Origin of the sequence: Kitasatospora sp. NPDC096128 (assembly GCF_040303105.1) — a bacterium.
Classification (GTDB): domain Bacteria; phylum Actinomycetota; class Actinomycetes; order Streptomycetales; family Streptomycetaceae; genus Kitasatospora.
The window spans coordinates 39,131-58,745 of sequence record NZ_JBEOSP010000016.1; the positions used below are offsets into that span (position 1 = coordinate 39,131).

Consider the following 19,615-nt stretch of genomic DNA (forward strand, 5'->3'; position numbering starts at 1 on the left):
CGGCGGCGGCTAAGGATTCTTATGAGTTATTCAGAGGGGTCCTTACGGCAATCGAATCGCCGGTGCGAAAAACTATGGTCCTTGGTTCTGTCAGCTATGGAGGTCGTCCGTGAGCACCGAGCGCGAGGTTGGGCCCACCGGGCCGCAGGGGGAGCAGCCCGCGGGGGCTCCGGAGGCGGCGGGTGCCGCTTCCGACCGCACCGCCCAGGGCGGCCACAAGCCGACCATGGCCTTCAGCCGGGTGCCCGAGCCCAAGGCCGAGCCGACCGACGGGTCCGCGGACGGGCCGACGGTCGAGCCCGCGGCTCCGGTCGACGCGCCGGTCGACGGTGCTCCGGCCGACAGCGGGCACCAGCCGACCATGGCGTTCAGCCGGGTCCCGGAGCCTGCCGTCGAGCCCGCTGCGGCCGAGCCCGCTGCCGTCGAGCCCGTTGGGGCCGAGGCCGCCCCGGCCGAGGGCGGGCACAAGCCCACCGTCGCCTTCACCAAGGTCCCCGCGCCGGAGGCCCCGGCCGCCCCCGCCGTCGAGGAGCCGGCCGTCGACCCGGTCACCGGCTACATCGACGCCCCGCCGCCGGTGCTGCCGCCCGCGCCGCCCGCCGCGCCCGCGCCGGCTCCGGCCCCGCCCGCCGCGTACGCCCCGGCCGCGCCCGCCCCGGCCGCGCCCGCGCTGCCGCCGGGCACCCCGGGCGCCAACCCGTACGCGACCCCGACCCACGGCGTGCCCGCCGCCGGCGCCCAGGAGGGCTACGGAGTCCCGGCCGCCAACGCGCAGGAGCCGTACGGCGCTCCGGCCGCAGAGCCGTACGGCGCTCCGGCCGGCGGCGCGCCCGCCGCGCACGCCCACCACCCCTTCGGCGCCGGTCAGCCGCTCGGCGGCTGGGGCGCCGGCCACGACGCCGCCTCCGGCGGCGCGGGCTACCCCGGTGGCCCGGGCGGTCCGCTCGGCTACCCGGCCGAGTACCCCGGTGGCCCGGGCGGCCCCGGCGGCCCGCGCAAGAAGCGCGGCGGCCTGGTCGCCCTGCTCGCGGCCGTGGCGCTGGTCGCCGGCATCGCGGGCGGCGCGGTCGGCGTGGTCGCCACCGACCACAACAACAGCGGCAACTCGGCGGACGACCACCGCAGCACCACCGTCCAGGCCAGCAACACCCAGAAGAACGAGCCCGTCCCCGGGTCGATCGCCGCCATCGCCAAGACCGCGCTGCCCAGCGTCGTCACCATCAAGGCGCAGAACAGCTCCGAGTCGGGCACCGGGACCGGCTTCGTCTTCGACACCGAGGGCCACATCCTCACCAACAACCACGTGGTCGCGCCGGCCCTCAACGGCGGCAAACTGACCGTCAAGTTCGCCGACGGCACGTCCTACGGCGCCTCCGTGCTGGGCAACGCCGCGGGCTACGACGTCGCCGTGGTCAAGATCGACAACCCGCCGAAGAGCAAGCTGGCGCCGCTGCCGCTGGCCGACTCCGACAAGGTCAACGTCGGCGACACCACCATCGCGATCGGTGCGCCGTACGGCCTGGAGTCCACCGTCACCAGCGGCATCGTCAGCGCCAAGGACCGTCCGGTCGCCTCCGGCGACGAGACCGGCTCGCAGGCCTCGTACATGAACGCCCTGCAGACCGACGCCTCGATCAACCCCGGCAACTCCGGCGGCCCGCTGCTCGACTCCAGCGGTGCGGTGATGGGCATCAACTCGGCGATCCAGTCCAACGCCTCCGCCAACGGCCGGGCCGGCAGCATCGGCCTGGGCTTCGCCATCCCGATCAACCAGGCCCGGTGGGTCGCGGACACCCTGATCAAGACCGGCAAGCCGGTCTACGCCAAGCTCGACGTGCTGCGCAACGACGACTACAAGGGCGACGGCGCGCAGATCCAGACCCGGGACGTCCAGGGCCAGCCCGCCGTCACCCCCGGCGGCGCCGCCGACAAGGCCGGCCTCAAGCCGGGCGACGTGATCACCAAGCTCGGCGGCGCGCCGATCGAGAACGGCCCCGCCCTGGTCAGCCGGATCTGGACGCACAAGCCGGGCGAGACCGTCGACGTCGAGTACACCCGCAACGGCCAGACCATGACCACCAAGGTCACGCTGGGCCAGCGGGACGGCGATCAGTGACCTGCGGGCGCGCGGAATCGTGTGCACCGAACCCCGCCGGACCCGTTAGGCTGACCTCCGCCTGGAGAGCTGCCCGAGCGGCCTAAGGGAACAGTCTTGAAAACTGTCGTGGCGTGACCCGTCACCGTGGGTTCGAATCCCACGCTCTCCGCTGGTAGGAGAAACCACCTGCTCAGGGCGGGTGCCGACATCGTTCGGCACTCGCCCTCGGTGTTTTCCGGGGCGGACCGGCGGGCGGGGGTTGACCCTGACACCGTGGGAGGCGGTGGAGTGGGGGCACCATGTTGAACATCGGAGACTTCGCCGGCCACGGCCGGGTGTCGGTACGGATGCTGCGCCACTACGACGCCATCGGCCTGCTCAGGCCCGCCAGGGTGGACCCGGTCACCGGGTACCGCTCGTACGAGGCGGGCCAACTCGCCCGGCTGAACCGGGTGATCGCGCTCAAGGAGCTCGGCTTCACGCTGCAGCAGGTCCGGGCCGTCCTGGACGAGCAGCCGGACCCGGCCGAGCTGCGCGGGATGCTGCGGCTGCGGCGGGCCCAGCTCGCCGAGGCGATCGCGGCGGACGAGCGGCGGCTGGCCCGGGTCGAGGCGAGGCTCCGAACGATCGAGAGTGAGGGGACCATGTCCGAGCACGACGTCGTGGTCAAGCCCGTGCCGTCCGTCCGGGCGGCCCAACTGAGCGGTGTGGCCGCGAGTTACGAGCCGGAGGACATCACCCCGGTGATCGGCCCGCTGTTCGAGGAGCTGTGCCGACGGGTGGCCGAGGCCGGGATCCAGGTGGTCGGCCCGTCCGTCGCCCGGTACGAGGACGCGCCGGAGGGCGACGGCGCGGTGCTCATCCGGGTGGCCCTCCAGGTCGCGCCCGCCGTGCGGGACGACCGGGAGGACTTCGAGGTTATCGACCTGCCGCCGATCGAGGAGGCGGCGACCGTGGTCCACCGGGGCCCGATGGACGGGGCGGTGGGCAGCTTCCAGGCGCTGGCCCGCTTCATCGAGGAGAACGGCTACCGCTCGACCGGCTACGCCCGCGAGTGCTACCTGGAGACCCCGGACGACGTGACCGGCTGGGTCGTCGAGCTCCAGGAGCCGGTGGTCCGCGGGTAGCCGACGCTTGCCCTCGACCTGGTCGAGGGTTCTAGCGTCGCCCGGCATGACCACTTCGACCTCCGTCGGCGCGGCCCGGCGCACCGCGCTGCCCCGGCCGTACCTGCTCTGGCTGGCCGGGGCCCAGGCCGGGCTGCTGGGTGACGCCGCGTTGTCCTTCGCCCTCGGCTGGGCCGCCTCCGGGTACGGCGGCGGGGCGGCCGGGCTGGTGCTGACGGCGGTCACCGTGCCCCGTACGGTGCTGGTCCTGCTGGGCGGGGCGGTGGCCGACCGGTTCGGCGCCCGCCGGGTGATGCTCGTCGGGGACGCGCTGATGCTGGCGGTGACCGCCGGACTGGCGCTCGCGGTGGCCGGCGACCGGGGTGCGCCGCTGTGGCTGCTGGTCGGGGCAGCCGGGGTGACCGGGGCGGTCGACGCGTTCTACCTCCCGGCGAGCGGCTCGATGCCGCGTCGGCTGGTGTCCGCGGACCGGCTGCCCCGGGCCCTCGCGCTGCGACAGGCCGGCGGACAGTGCGCGGTGCTGCTCGGGGCGCCACTGGGCGGCCTGCTGGTCGCCGGGGGCGGGCTCGCGGGCGTGGCGGCGGTGGACGCGGCGAGCTTCGGGGCCGTGCTGTTGGTGCTGCTGCGGGTCCGGCCGGGGGAGCGGCCCGTGCTCCCGGCCGCCTCCGCTGCCGCGGCCGGGAAGGCGGGCCTGGTGCGGGAGGCGTGGTCGGGCGTCCGGCTCGCCCTGGGCGATCCGCTGCTGCGGGCTGCGCTGCTGCTCACCGGGGCCGCTGCCGGGGCGCTGCTGCCGGTGGTGTCGCTGCTGGGCCCGCTGCTCGCCCGGGCGCACGGCTGGGCGGCGGGCACGGCCGGGCTGGTGACCGCCGGTCAGGCGGCGGGGGTGCTCGCGGTGGCGGCCGCGGTCGCCTGGCGCGGCGGGCTGCCCCGGCCGGGGATCGGCGCCGCCGCCGGGCTCTGTACGGCCTCGGCGGGCATCGTGCTGCTGGCGCTGTCCGCCGGCCCGGCGGTGGCGGTGGCCGGCGGCGCGGTGGTGGGCGTCGGCTCGGGGCTGTTCGCCTGCCACCTCGGTCCGCTGGTGCTCGGCGGGGCCCCGGCCTCCCACCTCTCCCGGGTGCAGGCGCTGCTGACGCTGGTGCAGAGCCTCGCGCTGGTGCTGTCGACGGGGTTGCTCGGGCTGCTGGTGGACGCCACGGGCGCCGCCCCGCCCGCGCTCCTGTGCGCCCTCGCGACCGGGGCGGCCGGGCTGGCGGCCCTGGCCACCCCGGCGCTGCGCCGCGCCTGACCCGGCTGCCCGGGCTGAGCAGCCGGGCCCGTCCGGGTCCGAGGCCCACTTGCCCGCCCCCGGCCTGCCGGGCAGAGTGCGGAGGTGGCGGGGGTGCGGCGGCGAGCGGAGGCGGCGATGAGTGATCTGACGGACCGACTGGCGCGGGGCCTCCCGGCGGCGGCGGTGGTGGTGGATCCGGACGTGGCCGCCGCCTACAGCCACGACATGGCGGGCTTCTGCGCCGCCGGCACGCCCGCCGTGGTGGTCTTCCCGGAGACGGTCGAGCAGGTGCAGCACGTGCTGCGCACCGCGACCGAGCTGCGGGTGCCGGTGGTGCCGCAGGGGGCCAGGACCGGGCTGTCGGGGGCGGCGAACGCCGTCGACGGGTGCGTCGTGCTGTCGCTGGTGAAGCTGAACCGGATCCTGGAGATCGACCCGGTGAACCGGGTCGCGGTCGTCGAGCCCGGCGTGGTGAATGCCGAACTCTCGCGCGCGGTCGAGGAGTTGGGGCTCTGCTACCCGCCGGACCCGTCCAGTTGGGAGTCCTGCACGATCGGCGGCAACATCGGCACCGGCGCGGGCGGGCTGTGCTGCGTGAAGTACGGGGTCACCAGTGAGTACGTGCTCGGGCTGGACGTGGTGCTGGCGGACGGGCGGCTGCTGTCCACCGGCCGCCGCACGGCCAAGGGAGTGGCCGGGTACGACCTGACCCGGCTGTTGGTCGGCTCGGAGGGCACCCTCGGGGTGGTGGTCCGGGCGGTGCTGGCGCTGCGGCCCGCGCCGGCGCCGCAGCTGGCGCTGGCGGCGGAGTTCTCCAGCGCGGACACGGCCGGGGCGGCGGTCTGCGCGGTGATGGAGTGCGGGCTGACGCCGTCGTTGATGGAGCTGATGGACGAGGTCTCCGTCCGGGCCGTCAACGAGCTGGGGCAGATGGGGCTGCCGGAGTCGACCCGGGCGCTGCTGCTGGTGGCCTTCGACGGGCCGGACCGGGAGGCCGGCCTGGCCAGGGTCGCGGAGCTGTGCCGGTCGGCCGGGGCGACCGAGGTGGTCCCGGCCGAGGACCAGGCGGAGTCGGACCTGCTGCTGGCGGCCCGGCGGTTGGCGCTGCCCGCGCTGGACCGGCTGGGCACCACGATGATCGACGACGTGGCGGTGCCGCGCTCCCGGCTGGCCGAGATGCTCAACGGCGTCGCGGAGATCGCCGAGCGGCACGCGCTGACCATCGGGGTGGTCAGCCACGCCGGGGACGGCAACACCCACCCGATCGTGATCTTCGACGCCGCGGACCCGGAGCAGACGGCGCGCGCCCGGCGCTCCTTCGACGAGATCATGGCGCTCGGGCTGGAGCTGGGCGGCACGATCACCGGCGAGCACGGGGTGGGGCTGCTCAAGCGGGACTGGCTGGCCCGTGAGCTGGGGCCGGTCGGGCTGGAGCTGCAGCGGCAGGTCAAGGCGGTCTTCGACCCGCTGGGCATCCTCAATCCGGGCAAGATGGTCTGATTTTCCGGGCGGATATCTCTTCCCCATCCGCGTCCCTGGTCGGCCCGCATTTTCAGTACGACTTTCCGATGGTCTGTGAATGGCTGGAAAGTCGACATGGAAGGGTGGTCGAACTTTTTGGGGGCGCGTTCCTCTCTGCCCTGCGCCGGGGTGGTGCGCCCGGAGGTTCGTACGGCGCCGATGCGCTGTCGTCCGGCGCCCGGCGAAAGGCCGCCGATCGGGCGAAGTGCCAGCTCAGTAGCGGTGTGTCGGCGCACTGTCCGATTCGGTGCCCGTTATGCGCGGCCTCGGTGGATATCACGCGAACGGGCGAAAAGTGCTCCGTCGGCTAGTGCTTTGTCGATTTGTTGCGGAAGTCTTTCCCCCGGCGTCGCAGCCCGCAGGCGTTCGTCTGGCCGGCGAACCCCCGCAACCCTGCTCGACCAATGCACGATTAACAGCTTTTTGGAGGCTCACATGGCTCGCTTCAACACCCGCCGGGTGTCCGGGATCCTGCTCGCCGCCCCGCTGGCGGCGGGTCTGCTGCTGGCCGGTGCCGGAGTCGCCGCCGCCGACAACGGCGCGGGTGCCGCGGCCGGCTCCAACGCCGGCGTGGTGTCCAACACCGGTACCGGCAACGTGTTCGGCGGAGTCGACGGCAACTACGTGTCCACCCAGCAGACGGCCACCGGTTCCGGGGCCTCGAACCAGAACAACACCGTCGCGGTGAAGGACAACGCGGGCAACGTCCTGGCCGGTCAGGGCAACAAGAACGTCAACGTCATCTTCGCCCCGATCTTCAGCTGACGCCCCGGGCACCACCCCCGGCGGGGGCGCCGGAGGTGGACGGCCGCGGGCGGGCTGAGCGTCCGCGGCGGGGTTCGGAACGGTCACCGGGCGGGCTCCCGTCCCGGGTGGACCGGGGAGATCGGACGAACGCATGGACCGGCCAGCGGAAAGGGTCGCCGCGAAACCGGCCTCGTGGGCGGTGCCGCCATCGGCACCGCCCACGAGTGCGTCCGGGCCCGGGCTCCCCCTGACCCGCCCGTGCGCCCGGCCCGTGCGGGTCCCGCCCAGCGCGCGCCCCACCCGTGCGAGCGGCCAGGATCCTTCCAGCGAGGGCCCGCGCCCGGAGCCGTCGGTCCACGGCGGTACGGTTGCGCTCCGACAGCGCTCCACGTGGCCGGGCCCGGAACGGACGGCCCGGCCGGGGCGACGACCGCGGCAATCGGAAGGAAGGGCGCGCGATGGCGGCGGAGGACGAGGGCCTGACCGGCCCGGACGGGGCCAGGCCCGCACCGGAGCCGCAGCCGCAGGCGTGCCCGGCACCGCCGGACGAGCGCCGGCCCGAACCGAGGTCCGTCCCCGAGCTGCTGCTCGGCCGCCCGCCGATGGCCCGCCCGCTGCCTTCCTTCGACCCCGACGCCGCCCCCGCCGAGCCCGGCCCGCTGTTCGTGGACTGGCTCGCCACCGCCCTGGACGCCGGGGTGCTGGACCCGCAGGCCTTCACCCTCTCCACGGTCGACGCCGACGGCATGCCGGACGCCCGGGTGCTGGTGCTGCGCGACGTGGACGCGGCCGGCACCGGCTGGAACTTCTCCGCGGCCGCCGACAGCCCCAAGGGCCGTCAGCTCGGCCACCACCCGGCCGCCGCGCTGAGCGTCTACTGGCCGCAGCTGGGCCGTCAGGTGCGGGTCCGCGGCACCGTCGAGCGGGCCGCCGACCTGGTCGCCGCCGCCGAGTTCGCCACCCGCTCGCCCGCCGCCCGGGTCGGCGCGCTGGTCGGCCGGCAGAGCGAGCCGCTGGGCGGGCTGACCGAGTACGACGAGGCGGTGGCGGTCGCCCGGCGCCGGCTGGAGGCCACCCCGGACGCCGTCGCGCCCGGCCACGCGGTCTACACCCTGTGGGCGCACGAGGTGGAGTTCTGGCAGGGCGACGCCCAGCGCCGGCACGTCCGGCTGCGCTACACCCGCACCGGTCCGGTCCGCACCCCGGAGTGGTCCCGCACCCTGCTCTGGCCGTAGCGCCCGGGCGGCCCCGGCCGCCCGGTCAGTTCCGCCCGGTCAGTTCCGCCCGGTCAGTTCCGCCCGGTCGGTGCCTGCCATCCGGTCATCCGCCCGGTCAGCGCCGCCCGGTCAGCGTGGCCCCCACGCTGGCCGCGACCACACAGCCGATCCCGGCCAGCTGCGCCGCGCCCAGCAACTGTCCGAGCACCACCAGCCCGACCAGCGCGCTGACCGCCGGCTCCAGGCTGACCAGCACGCTGAACACCCGCTGGGGCATCCGCCGCAGCGCCGTCATCTCCAGCGCGTACGGGAGCACCGGCAGCAGCAGCGCCACCCCGGCCGCCGCGGCGAGCAGCGTCAGCGGGGAGGCGCCGGGGGCGGTCAGCCCGTCCCAGGCCTCGCCGAGCCCGAACGGCGCCAGGAACAGGGCGCCGACCGTCATCGACACCGCCAGGCCCTGGAAGCCGTGGAAGGCGGCGCCGACCCTGTCGGTGAACAGGATGTACAGCGCGTAGCAGCCGGCCGCGCCGAAGGCGTAGAGCAGGCCGACCGGGTCGAGCGAGCCGCCGCCGTCCCCTTCGCCGAGCAGGGTCAGCAGGACCACCCCGGCCGCCGCGAGCAGCGCCCAGAGCAGGTGGCTGGCGCGCCGGGCGAAGACCAGGGCGACCGCGAGCGGGCCGAGGAACTCGATGGTCGCGGCGGTGCCCATCGGCAGCCGGTCGATCGCCCCGGCGAACAGGAAGGTCATCCCGGCGGAGGCCATGCCGAGCAGCGCGGCCGCGGCGAGGTCGCGCGGGCGCTTGTCGCGCAGCCGGGGGCGGGTGACGGCGAGCAGGATCACCGCGGCGAAGCCCAGCCGCAGGAAGGTGGTGCCGCTGACCCCGAGCGGGCCGAACAGCGGCTTGGAGAGCGCGATGCCGGTCTGCACCAGGAACATCGCGACCAGACACAGAAGCGGCGCCGGGATCCGCTCCGGGCGCCGCAGGGCCTTGCCGATCCGGCCGGTGGACCGGCCGGGGCGGGCCCCCGGGGGCGCCGTGGATCCGGGCTCCCCACCTCGTCGCCAGCTGCCCCGTTCGCCGGCGGGCTCGCCCTTGGGGGCGGGCGGCATGGCAAGGGCCTCGGCGACGGCGGCGGCCGAGGTGGGGGCAGTGGTTTCGCCGGTGTGGGAGGTGGGCATGCTGACGAGTTTGCCGTAAGGAGTGACCAACCAGCAAGCTCGTTACAGCCCGTTCACGGAAAGCGGGACGGATGCGGACGGGTACGTCCGAAAGGGTGGACTCGAACGGGCCCCGCGGCGTGGTTGGCGCGTTCGTCCGATGGTCCGTCAGTATCAAGGCGGGGTGCGCTATCTCCGCCCCGCGGCCCTCCTCGCCGCCTCCCTCGTGCTCCTGCTGGCCACCGACGGGACGGGCGTGAGCGCCGAGGCCTCCGCCGCGGCAGCCGTCGGCGTCCCGCGCATCCGGGCCCTCCGGCTCCCCGACGGGATCGGCCCGCCCCGGATCCGCGACAACTGGAGCGGCGCCGCCTTCGACGTCTGCACCGCCCCCTCGACCGAGACCCTGCGGGCCTGGCGCGCGGCCTCCCCGTACGGGGCGGTCGGCATCTACGTCAGCGGGTCCCAGCGCGGCTGCGCCCAGCCCCGGCTGACCGCGGACTGGATCCACCGGGCGCGGGCGATGGGCTGGCGGTTCCTGCCGGTGCACGTCGGCCTCCAGGCGCCGTGCGCCGACCCGAGCCGCAAGCCCAGGCGGATCGACCCGGCCGAGGCCGCCCGGCAGGGCCGGGACGAGGCCGCCGAGGCGGTGCACGCGATGCGTGCGCTCGGCCTCGGCAAGGGCGGCCCGGTCTACCTGGACATCGAGGCCTACCCGAGGCAGGACGCCGCCTGCGGCCAGGCCGTCGTCGACTTCGCCCTCGGCTGGACCCAGGGCCTGCACGCGGCGGGCTACCGCTCCGGCTTCTACTCCAGCCTCGGCTCCGGCGTCGCCGACCTGGCCGCCGCCGCCCGGGCCGGCAGTTCCCCGCTGCCCGACGCGCTCTGGTACGCCCGCTGGGACGACCGCCCGGACACCGCCGACTCCGGCCCGCTCGGCCCGGACCTCTGGTCCTCCCACCAGCGCGTCCACCAGTACCGCGGCAACGTCCAGGAGACCTACGCCGGCGAGACCCTCACCGTCGACCGCGACCGGGTCGACGGCCCGACCGCCGGCTGAGCGGCCCCGGGGAGGAGCGGGGCCGGGTCCGGGCCGGGCCCTCCCCGGATCCGTGATCCGTGCAACGGGGTCGGGATGCTGACAGCGGGCGGACGGAACGGCACAATCGGGGACGTCCGCGCGCATTACCGCCCGGTAGGTGGGGCCGCGGAGCAGCCAGTGCCGCCAGGTCGAGGAGGACCCGTGTTCAGCACGATGCAGGACGTACCGCTCACCGTCGCCCGGATCCTCGAGCACGGGTCCACGATCCACGCCCGATCCACCGTCACCACCTGGGACGCGGCCGGTCCGGTCGTCCGGACCTACGCCGAGGTGGGCGAGCGCGCCGCGCGGCTCGCCCACGCGCTGCGCGACGAGCTCGGGGTGACCGGGGACGACCGGGTCGCGACGCTGATGTGGAACAACGACTTCCACCTGGAGGCCTACCTCGCCGTCCCGGCGATGGGCGCCGTGCTGCACACCCTGAACCTGCGGCTGCCCGCCCAGCAGCTGTCCTTCATCATCGACCACGCCGCCGACCGCGTGATCATCGTCAACGGCAGCGTGCTGCCGCTGCTCGCCGCCGTGCTGCCGGAGCTCGCACCCACGCTGAAGCACATCGTGGTGGCCGGCCCGGGCGACCGTTCGCTGCTGGCCGGCTTCGCGGGCGGCGTGCACGACTACGAGGAGCTGATCGCCGGCCGGCCCGCCGACTTCCCGTGGCAGCGCGACATCGACGAGCGCCGGGCCGCCGTGCTCTGCTACACCTCCGGCACCACCGGCGACCCGAAGGGCGTGCTCTACAGCCACCGGTCGATCTACCTGCACTGCATGCAGGTCAACACCGGCGACAACTTCGCCTTCACCCCGCGCGACACCGCCCTGCCGGTGGTCCCGATGTTCCACGTGAACGCCTGGGGCATCCCGCACGCCGCCTTCATGTCCGGCGCCAACCTGCTGATGCCGGATCGTTTCCTCCAGCCCAAGCCGATGGCCGAGATGATCGCCGCCGTCCGCCCCACCGTCAGCGCCGCCGTCCCGACCATCTGGAGCGGCCTGCTGGACGAGCTGGACGCGGGCGACTACGACACCTCCAGCCTGCGGATGGTCGTCATCGGCGGCAGCGCCTGCCCGCCCTCGCTGATGAAGGCCTACGACGAGCGCCACGGCATCCGGGTGCTGCACGCCTGGGGCATGACCGAGACCTCCCCGCTCGGCTGCTTCGCCCAGCCGCCCGGCGGCCTCACCCCCGAGGAGGAGTGGCCGTACCGGATCACCCAGGGCATCTTCCCGGCCTCGGTCGAGGCCCGGCTGATCGGCCCGGGCGGCGAGCGGATGCCGCACGACGGCGTCGCGGCCGGCGAGCTGGAGGTCCGCGGCCCGTGGATCGCCGCCGCCTACTACGGCGGCGCCGGGCAGGACCCGGTCCGCCCGGAGGACAAGTTCTCCGAGGACGGCTGGCTGCGCACCGGCGACGTCGGCACCATCACCGCCGACGGCTACCTGACCCTCACCGACCGGGCCAAGGACGTCATCAAGTCGGGCGGCGAGTGGATCTCCTCCGTCGAACTGGAGAACGCCCTGATGGGCCACCCCGAGGTGGCCGAGGCCGCCGTGGTCGCGGTACCGGACGAGAAGTGGGGCGAGCGCCCGCTGGCCACCGTGGTGCTGCGCCCGGGCGCGGCCGTCGGGCTGAAGGAGCTGCGGGCCTTCCTGGCCGAGCGGATCGCCTCCTGGCAGCTGCCGGAGCGCTGGGCGATCGTCGAGTCCGTCCCGAAGACCTCGGTCGGCAAGTTCGACAAGAAGGTGATCCGGGCCGACTACGCGGCCGGCGGGCTGGACGTCACCACGCTCGGCAAGGAGTAGCGGACGGCGCGGAGGGCCGGCCCCCGTACGGGACGGGGGCCGGCCCTCAGGCGTGTCCGGCCTCAGCCCGCGGCGGCGACGCCCGCCTCGCCCATCGCGCCGATCCGCCCGAGCAGGTCGACGATCCGGGACTGGACGTCCTCGGTGGTCGAGCGCTCGGCGAGGAACAGCACCGTCTCGCCGGTGCGCAGCCGGGGCAGCTCGCGCGGGTCGAGGTCCACCGAGGTGTAGACCACGAGCGGGGTGCGGTGCAGCCGGTCGTTGGCGCGCAGCCAGTCCAGCAGGCCGATCCGGCGGCGGCGGATCTGGAACAGGTCCATCACCACCAGGTTGGGCTGCACACTGCTGGCCCGGGCGACGGCGTCGTTCTCGTCCACCGCGTGCTCGACGTGCATGCCCCGCCGCTCCAGGCTGCTGATCATGGCGGCGGCGATGTCCGGGTCGCCCTCGACCAGCAGCACCCGCGGGGCGTGGTGCTCGCCGTCGCGCGGGGCCAGGGCGCGCAGCAGCACGGCCGGGTCGGCGCCGTACGCGGCGTCCCGGGTGGCCTGGCCGAGGCCCGCGGTGACCAGCACCGGGACCCTGCTGTTGAGCGCGGCGGTGCGCAGCGACTGCAGCGCGGTGCGGGTGATCGGGCCGGTCAGCGGGTCGACGAAGAGCGCCGCCGGGAAGGCGTTCGCCTGGGCGTCCACCTCCTCGCGGGAGCGGACGATCACCGGGAGGTAGCCGCGCGACTGGAGCGCCTGGCCGGTGGCCGGGTCGGGCTCGGGCCAGACCAGCAGTCGGCGGGTGTTGGCCAGTTCGCCGGACGCGGCCTGCGGCTGCTCGGCGTCGGGACGGTCGCTCCGGGCGGCGGGCAGTTCGGCCAGCGCGCGCGGCGCGGCCGGGGCGGGCGACTGCGGCGCGGCGGCGGGCACTGGGGCGCCGACCGGGGCGACGATCGGCCGCGGCGGCGCGAGCTCGGCCAGGCCGCTGGCGACCGGGCGCGGGCCGCTCGGCTCCTCGGCGGCGGGCAGCGCGGGCCGGGCGGGCTCCAGCGCGGTGCCGGGCTGCGGGGCGGGGGCTCCGGCCGGGGCGTCGGGGCCGGGACCGGGCGGTACCGAGAGCCGTCGGCGGCGGCCGGTCGGCGCGGTGGCGGGCTCGGCCGGGGCGGGCGCCGGACCGGTGGGCAGGGCGTGTTCCAGGCCGGGGTAGACCGGGGTGTCGCCCACGCCGGGCAGCGCGAAGCCGCCCGAGGAGTCCTCGGCGGAGGGCAGGGCGCGGCGTCTGCGCGGCTTGGCCTCGCCGCCGTCCTCGGCAGGGGCGCCGTTCGGCTGCGGGTCGGCGGCGTCGGCGGGTGCGGGGCCGAGCGCCAGGGGCTCACGGCCGTTGGGCCGGTTCTGCTGGGGGCGCGCGCCCTCGACGGGCACCGCGTAGGCGGGGCCGGAGCGGCCGTCGTCCGTGCCCCACGGGTCGCTCTGCGCCGCCTCCGGGGCGGCCGGGCCCCGGCGCCCGTACGCGGGGTCGTTGCCGGTGCCGTTCCACTGTTCGGGGACGGCCCGTTCGACCCGGGCGGGGGCGTTCGGCCACTGGTCGGCGGGGGTGGCGGGGTCGGTGGGCTCGGGCGCCGGCGCCTCGGCGGCGGGCCGGCCCCGGCGGCCGCGGCGCTCGGCCGGGGCCTCCTCGGCGGGCGCCTGCTCCGGCTCGGCGGTCTCGCGGCCCTCCGGTGCGTCGCCCGGTCGGCCGGAGCCGGCCGGGGCGTCGGCGGCGGGGCGGGTGGACTCGGCGGCATCGCCGCTGCTGGGCAGCTGAGGGATGCCCGGCAGCTCGGGCAGGACGGCGCTGTCGCCCTCCTTGGGCCGGTCCGAGCGGCCCTCGGCGGAGGCGCGTTCGGCGGCGGCCTTCGCGGCGGCCGGGTCCAGCGGCAGCTCCACCACGTACGTGGTCCCGGCCTTGCCGGGCAGCTCGTGCGGCTGGAGCACACCACCGTGGCGCTCGACCACCGCGCGGGCTATCGGCAGGTGGACGGGGCTGCCGCCGACGCCGGGGCCGCGGATCTCGACCCGGGCGACCTCGCCGCGCTGGGCGGCGGCCAGGACGACGGTCGGCGGCTCGGCGGGCGCCGACGGGGCGGGCGGGCCGCCCAGCCCGGGCGCGGACAGTCCGGGGACGGCCAGGCCGGGGGAGGGGGTGGTGGGGGCGTCCAGCGCGAGGCCGGTGCCGCTGACGTCGGCTACCAGGTGGGCCAGCGCCTGGGCGAGCCGTCGCTCATCGGCGATCACCTCGACCGCGGCGGCGTGCACCGAGAAGCGCACCCGGCCCGGGCCGACCAGCTCGCCGGCCTCCTCGACGGCCCGGCGGACCACCTTGTCCAGGCCGACCGGGACCTGCTTCGCGGCCTTGGGCCCGTTCTTGCCGTCCTTGCTCTCCTTGCCGTCCCGGCCCTCGGCCGGTCCGCCGTCACCGGCCTCGGAGCGCTGGTGCTCCAGCACGCCGTCGATCAGCCTGCCGAACCGGCGGCACTCGTCGGCGAGTCGGCGCAGGGTCCAGTTGGCCTCGGGCCAGAGCTGCCCGGCCGGGTCGGCGGCGAGGCGGTCCAGCCGCTGGTTCAGCGCGCTCAGCGCGCCGCCGAGCTCGGTCTCCAGGACGGCGGTGAGGTGCTCGTTGCGGGCGATCAGGGCGAGTTCGCGGCTGCGGTCGGTGAAGGTCATCACGGCGCCGACCAGCTCGTCGCCGTCCCGGACCGGGGCGGTGGTGAGGTCGACGGTGACCGGGCGGCCGTCCTTGCGCCACAGCACGGTGCCGCGCACCCGGTGCTTGCGTCCGGAGGTCAGGGTGTCCAGCAGCGCGGACTCCTCCAGCGCCAGCGGGGTGCCGTCGGCCCGGGAGTGCTGGATCAGCGGGTGCAGCTCGCGCCCGCCCAGCTCGCTCGCCCGGTACTCCAGGATGTGCGCGGCGGCGGGGTTGACCAGCACGCAGCGGCCATCGAGGTCCACCCCGAGCACGCCCTCGGCGGCGGCCCGCAGGATCATCTCGGTCTGCTTGTGCTGGCGGCGCAGCTCGGCCTCGACGCCGAGCCGCCCGGAGAGGTCGCGGACCAGCAGCAGGAGCAGGTCGGAGGACGAGGAGGCACGGGGGCCGTCGCGGTAGGGCTCGTACGGGGAGCGCCCGTAGCCGTCGCCGCCGTCGGTGGCGAAGTCGTTGCCGGAGACCTCGACCGGGAAGGTCGAGCCGTCGGTGCGGTGGGCGGTCATCCGGACCGGGCGGTCGAGGGCGTCGCCGTCGCGGGTGGCCGGGCGCATCGAGCCGGGGATCCGACTGGGGTCGAACTCGGGTAGCAGGCCGAGCACGCCCATGCCGACCAGCGAGGTGCCGGGCGCCTGTAGCGCCTGGACCGCTGCGCTGTTGGCGTCCACCACGGTGCCGTTGCTGTTCACCAGCAACAACGCGTCGGGCAGGGCGTCGAGTATGGCGTCGAGGCGAGCAGCGCCTCGGATCGGCCTGCTGCTCACGTCGACAGGTCTCCTCGGCTCAGGGCAGCTCCTCCGGAGTCGGCAGTATCTCATTCTTCTTTGCGGCGGGGACGACCCGCCTAGTAACGTTGGCGGTGGTTGGTGCCGAGCCCCACGGTTGTGGCATCATCACTGACACACGGAACGGGTCCGCAACGCGCGGGCGTGCTCCATGTGGGGAGGCTTCGCCTAGTCCGGTCTATGGCGCCGCACTGCTAATGCGGTTTCGGGGTTATTCCTGATCGAGGGTTCAAATCCCTCAGCCTCCGCCAGCCGGAGAGCCCCGTCGACGATCACGTCGGCGGGGCTCTTCGCATGTCCGGGGCGTTGGTCGCCGGGCGGCTCGGAGCGGGCGGACCAGGGCCGGATCAATCGATTTCGTCCTACGTCGCAGGTCATGTAATGTTGTCCACGCAACGCCCCGGAGACACCGTTCACCAGGGCGAGCGCTCATAGCTCAACGGATAGAGCACTTGACTACGGATCAAGAGGTTGCAGGTTCGAATCCTGCTGAGCGCACCAAACTCCGCAAGATCGGGTTCGCCCGTTCCTTGCGCTCATAGCTCAACGGATAGAGCACTTGACTACGGATCAAGAGGTTGCAGGTTCGAATCCTGCTGAGCGCACCAGCGAGAAGCCCCCGGCCACCGGCCGGGGGCTTCTCCGTTTTCCGGACCGGGCGGGGCCGGTCCGCTGCCCGTGCGTGACGCCCGTCACCCCAGGTCGGTCCGGTTGGCCCAGGGCAGCACGTGCCGCCGGTCCAGGACTCTCCTCCTGGCCCGTGAAGTCGCCGTGTTCCGGCAGAGCCGGCCCCGACGGCCGGATGGTGCTCCGGCGCGGCCCGGAGCTTCCGGTGGTCGCGCCCGAGCGCCCGTGGGTACTCGGTGAGCCGATCGGGCGCGTTCGGCCGTCCGGGCCGGATCCATTACCGCTCAATGGGTGAAATGCGGCCGATTCGGGTACAACCCGTCCTGCCGCCCGGACGGCCGCCAAACGGGTGGGACGCGGTCGAAAGCGAAGGTGTCGCAGTATGACCGGTCCGGGATCGTGATTCCGTTTTTGTCGGATCTTGTGCCCAGACTGCCCGCCACCCCGGCAGCCGACCGTGAAGGAGAGCCGGATGAGCCGACGGTTTCCCCGCACAGCCGCCGTCCTGGCCGTTCTCACGGTCGGGGCGCTGACCAGCTGGAACGCCCCGCTCTCGGTGGCCCGACAGGCACCTGACGCCTGGTCGGGCGAGCGCCGGGCGGTGCTGCCCTCCGGACTCTCCGTCCAGTTCGACCTCACGGCCGCACCGGGCACGGCGGTCGGCGCCGAGGCGGGCCGATTGGCCGACCGCTCCGGAGGGGGGCGTGCCGTCGTCTACGCGGACGGAATGCGCCCCGGAGACCCCGCCCAGACCTTCCTCCTCACCCCGGACCGTCCGCAGGCGGACGGTTCCTGGCGGACCGTCGGAACGCTCCGGCTGGGATTCTCCCGGCCGGTCCGAAATCCCCGGCTGCACCTCAGCGGACTCGCCGCGGCGGCCACCGGGAATTCCGGCACCACCAGCACCGCGGCCCGGCTGACCCTCACCGGCGGCTCGCCCGCCGCCCCCACCCTGGTCGGGCGCACCGACTGGTCCGGCTGGACGGTCGACGGCAACTCCCTGGCCCCCGCCGGGAACGACGGCTCCTCCGACGCCGCCGCCGGCTCCGCCGCCGAAGGCACCCTGGAACTCGCCGGGACGGTCCGCACCGCGGTGTTCCGGATCGAGCAGCGCTCCACCTCCCGGGCCGGGAGCACCACCGCCGCGCCCGCCCTGCGCCAGGCCTACACCGTCACCGTGGACGAGGACCTCGGCACCGCGCCGCAGGCCTACGGCAACGCCTCGCACGTGGTCTCCGACCTCTTCCTGGGCGCCGACGCCATCACCCCGGGGCGCCGCGACGCCGGCCGCCCCGAAGGCGCCCGGGCCGCCCGGCCGCTGGTCGAGCTCGACCACGACGCCGTCCGGCGCGGCAACCCCTTCGCGAGCCTGCCCGCCGGAGCCCCCGGCAGCCCGCCGCCCGAACTCCAGCCCGGCCGCGGCGAGTACCGGGGCGCCGACCCCTCGCTCGGCTTCCCCGACGGGGCTGCCATCGGCCGGTACTACCGGGTCACCGTCCCGGTCGCGGTGGGCGACCAACCCGCCACCCTGGCCGGCTGGATCGACTTCGACCACAGTGGCCGGTTCGACCCCGCTGACCGGGTGCAGGCCGAGATCCCGGCCGGCGTCGGCACCGCGACCCTGGAGTGGACCGTGCCGCCCGGCGCCGCCTCCGGCGAGACCTGGGCCCGGCTGCGGATCGGCCGCGACAACAGCCAAATCGTCCCCTCCGGCGGCTTCGCCGACTCCGGGCAGGTCTCCGACCAGCGGATCAAGCTGACCGTCGGCGCCGCCCGGCCCGAGATCGCCGAACCGGTGGACGGCACCGTCCTGGCCGACGCCCGCCCCCGGATCAGCGGCGAAGGCGCCGTGGCCGGCGCCTCGGTGGAGATCCGGGACGGCGACAGCACGCTCTGCAAGGCCAAGGTCGAGCGCGGCGGGGGCTGGTCCTGCCGCCCCGGCAGCGCGCTCGCCGCCGGGGGGCACGCCCTCACCCCGGTGGAGACCACCACCGGCGGCGTGGTGCTGCGCGGCGAGCCCGTCAAGGTCACCGTGAAGACCACCCCGCCGGCCGCGCCCGTGCTCACCCTCCCCGCCTACACCAACGACCCGGGGCTGCAGCTCACCGGCACCGGCGAGGCCGGCAGCACCGTCTCCGTCTCCGACCGGTCCACCTCCGTCGACCTGTGCAGCAGCGCGGTCCGGGCGGACGGCGAGTGGTCCTGCCTGCCGGTCGAGAACCTGGCCGACGGCAGCCACCAGCTCACCCCCGTCGCCGTCGACGCGGCCGGGAACCGGACGGCCGGACAGCCGGTCGTGCTGGTCGTGGACACCGTGCCGCCGGCCAAGCCGGTGCTCACCGCGCCCACCCCCGGCGAAGTCCTGCGGGTCAGCCGCCCGAAGCTCACCGGCCGGGCCGAAGCGGGCACCAGCGTGCTGGTCACGGCCGCGCCGGCGGCGGGCACCGGCGACCGTACGGTGCTCTGCGGGGCCACCGCGGCACTGGACGGGAGCTGGAGCTGCACCGCCAACCGGGACCTGGCGGACGGGGAGCAGTGGCTGACCGTCACGGCGACCGACCGGGCGGGGAACGGGACTTCGGGGGACCCGGTACGGGTGCGGGTGGCGGCGGGGGCGCCCAGCGCTTCGGCGGCCGCGAGTCCTTCGGCGCCCAGTCCTTCGGCGGCCGCGAGTGCTTCGGCCTCGGCTCCGGTTCCGGTTGCGCCTTCGCCCACGGTGTCGGGCTCGCCTTCGGCGGCGCCTTCGCTCTCGGTGTCGCCCTCGGCCGTGCCCACGGTGTCGGCCCCGCTCCCGGCGGCTGCGCCTGCGGTGTCGCCCTCGGCGGTAGGGCCGCCGAGCCCGACCGAGGTGCCGGTGCTCCGGCCGGTCCCGCCGGGGCTGCTGCCGATCGTCGTACCCCCGGTCGTGCCGGCGGTGGTCCTGACCCCGGCGGCGCCCTCGGCGGCGGTGCCACCGGTCCCGTCCGTCCCTGCGTCCCCGGCCGTCTCCACCACGCCCACCGTCGCCGCCATCGCTCCCACGGCCCATGCGGGCTCGGCCGGTCCGACGGTGCCGTTCGTTCCCGCTGTTCCCGCCCTCACCGCTCCGCCGTCCGGCGGCGCCGCTCCTTCCCCGGGCGGCGCTTCGACCGGTGCTTCCTCCCCGAGGCCCACCGGGTCGCCCGGAACCGTCGCCGAGCCCCGGCCGGCCGCCGAGCAGGACGGCTCCCGGGCGGGCCGCGCCGCTGCCCGGCCGCTGCCCGCGCCCCCGGCGGAGGAGGCGGCGGCCAGTAGTCGGCCACGGGAGCCCCGCCGGCACGGTGTGCTGGCCGGGGTCCTGCTGGTGCTCGCCGGAATCGGGCTGATCACCCGTCGGGTGTTCGCCCGTGGATCCGGTGCCCGACGGCGCTGACCTGCGCCGAACCGTCCCGACCATCCGACCATGTGCCTGCGCGTCAG

The 19,615-nt window shown here is 75.4% G+C and carries 11 protein-coding genes and 4 tRNA genes; 13 read left to right on the forward strand and 2 right to left on the reverse strand.

The annotated features are described in order from the left end of the window. The first annotated feature begins 109 nt into the window (after positions 1-109). The 7 genes from ABTY61_RS19240 to ABTY61_RS19270 all read left to right on the forward strand — a co-directional run bounded on the left by ABTY61_RS19240 (position 110) and on the right by ABTY61_RS19270 (position 7,995). Entirely contained in the window at positions 110-2,116 is a 2,007-nt protein-coding gene (locus ABTY61_RS19240) for a S1C family serine protease (RefSeq protein WP_350506207.1), read from the forward strand. A gap of 63 nt (positions 2,117-2,179) precedes the next feature. Continuing rightward, positions 2,180-2,267, forward strand: a tRNA-Ser gene (locus tag ABTY61_RS19245). Positions 2,268-2,397: 130 nt separating this feature from the next. Continuing rightward, positions 2,398-3,225 carry a MerR family transcriptional regulator gene (locus ABTY61_RS19250; RefSeq protein WP_350506208.1) on the forward strand — a complete coding sequence of 276 codons (828 nt, stop codon included), beginning with the start codon at positions 2,398-2,400 and terminating at the stop codon, positions 3,223-3,225. Positions 3,226-3,271: 46 nt separating this feature from the next. Beyond that, entirely contained in the window at positions 3,272-4,510 is a 1,239-nt protein-coding gene (locus ABTY61_RS19255) for an MFS transporter (RefSeq protein ID WP_350506209.1), read from the forward strand. 117 nt (positions 4,511-4,627) lie between these two features. Continuing rightward, complete coding sequence (locus ABTY61_RS19260) at positions 4,628-5,992, forward strand: FAD-binding oxidoreductase (protein WP_350506210.1); 1,365 nt, start codon at positions 4,628-4,630, stop codon at positions 5,990-5,992. Positions 5,993-6,448: 456 nt separating this feature from the next. Continuing rightward, entirely contained in the window at positions 6,449-6,778 is a 330-nt protein-coding gene (locus ABTY61_RS19265) for a hypothetical protein (RefSeq protein ID WP_350506211.1), read from the forward strand. A gap of 440 nt (positions 6,779-7,218) precedes the next feature. Further along, the gene (locus ABTY61_RS19270) at positions 7,219-7,995 is read left to right on the forward strand and encodes a pyridoxine/pyridoxamine 5'-phosphate oxidase (RefSeq protein WP_350506212.1); all 777 of its coding nucleotides are present in this window, start codon (positions 7,219-7,221) and stop codon (positions 7,993-7,995) included. 97 nt (positions 7,996-8,092) lie between these two features. On the opposite strand, the gene ABTY61_RS19275 is transcribed toward ABTY61_RS19270, so the two are convergent. Further along, positions 8,093-9,157: an EamA family transporter gene (locus ABTY61_RS19275; RefSeq protein ID WP_350506213.1), complete on the reverse strand. Its 1,065-nt coding sequence runs from the start codon at positions 9,155-9,157 to the stop codon at positions 8,093-8,095. 163 nt (positions 9,158-9,320) lie between these two features. Here ABTY61_RS19275 and ABTY61_RS19280 point away from each other — a divergent pair, with 163 nt between their 5' ends. Further along, positions 9,321-10,193, forward strand: a complete 873-nt coding sequence (locus tag ABTY61_RS19280) for a DUF1906 domain-containing protein (protein WP_350506214.1) — start codon at positions 9,321-9,323, stop codon at positions 10,191-10,193. A gap of 183 nt (positions 10,194-10,376) precedes the next feature. Next, positions 10,377-12,038 (forward strand): long-chain fatty acid--CoA ligase, encoded by a 1,662-nt coding sequence (locus ABTY61_RS19285; RefSeq protein WP_350506215.1) that lies wholly within the window; start codon positions 10,377-10,379, stop codon positions 12,036-12,038. 62 nt (positions 12,039-12,100) lie between these two features. On the opposite strand, the gene ABTY61_RS19290 is transcribed toward ABTY61_RS19285, so the two are convergent. Beyond that, positions 12,101-15,529, reverse strand: a complete 3,429-nt coding sequence (locus ABTY61_RS19290) for a PAS domain-containing protein (protein ID WP_350506216.1) — start codon at positions 15,527-15,529, stop codon at positions 12,101-12,103. A 178-nt stretch (positions 15,530-15,707) separates the two neighbouring features. On the opposite strand from ABTY61_RS19290, the gene ABTY61_RS19295 reads away from it, so the two are divergent. From ABTY61_RS19295 to ABTY61_RS19310, 4 genes are all read left to right on the forward strand, one after another. After that, positions 15,708-15,801, forward strand: a tRNA-Ser gene (locus tag ABTY61_RS19295). 174 nt (positions 15,802-15,975) lie between these two features. Continuing rightward, positions 15,976-16,051: transfer RNA gene (locus tag ABTY61_RS19300), tRNA-Arg, on the forward strand. Positions 16,052-16,082: 31 nt separating this feature from the next. Continuing rightward, positions 16,083-16,158 (forward strand) — tRNA-Arg (locus tag ABTY61_RS19305). Positions 16,159-16,649: 491 nt separating this feature from the next. After that, positions 16,650-19,568 (forward strand): Ig-like domain-containing protein, encoded by a 2,919-nt coding sequence (locus ABTY61_RS19310; RefSeq protein WP_350506217.1) that lies wholly within the window; start codon positions 16,650-16,652, stop codon positions 19,566-19,568. Positions 19,569-19,615 lie beyond the last annotated feature (47 nt).

Excerpts from the sequence above, each read along its gene's own strand:
- ABTY61_RS19275 (WP_350506213.1), bottom strand. The coding sequence starts at position 9,157 with ATGCCCACCTCCCACACCGGCGAAACCACTGCCCCCACCTCGGCCGCC.
- ABTY61_RS19270 (WP_350506212.1), top strand. The coding sequence starts at position 7,219 with ATGGCGGCGGAGGACGAGGGCCTGACCGGCCCGGACGGGGCCAGGCCC.
- ABTY61_RS19260 (WP_350506210.1), top strand. The coding sequence starts at position 4,628 with ATGAGTGATCTGACGGACCGACTGGCGCGGGGCCTCCCGGCGGCGGCG.
- ABTY61_RS19255 (WP_350506209.1), top strand. The coding sequence starts at position 3,272 with ATGACCACTTCGACCTCCGTCGGCGCGGCCCGGCGCACCGCGCTGCCC.
- ABTY61_RS19250 (WP_350506208.1), top strand. The coding sequence starts at position 2,398 with ATGTTGAACATCGGAGACTTCGCCGGCCACGGCCGGGTGTCGGTACGG.
- ABTY61_RS19310 (WP_350506217.1), top strand. The coding sequence starts at position 16,650 with ATGAGCCGACGGTTTCCCCGCACAGCCGCCGTCCTGGCCGTTCTCACG.
- ABTY61_RS19265 (WP_350506211.1), top strand. The coding sequence starts at position 6,449 with ATGGCTCGCTTCAACACCCGCCGGGTGTCCGGGATCCTGCTCGCCGCC.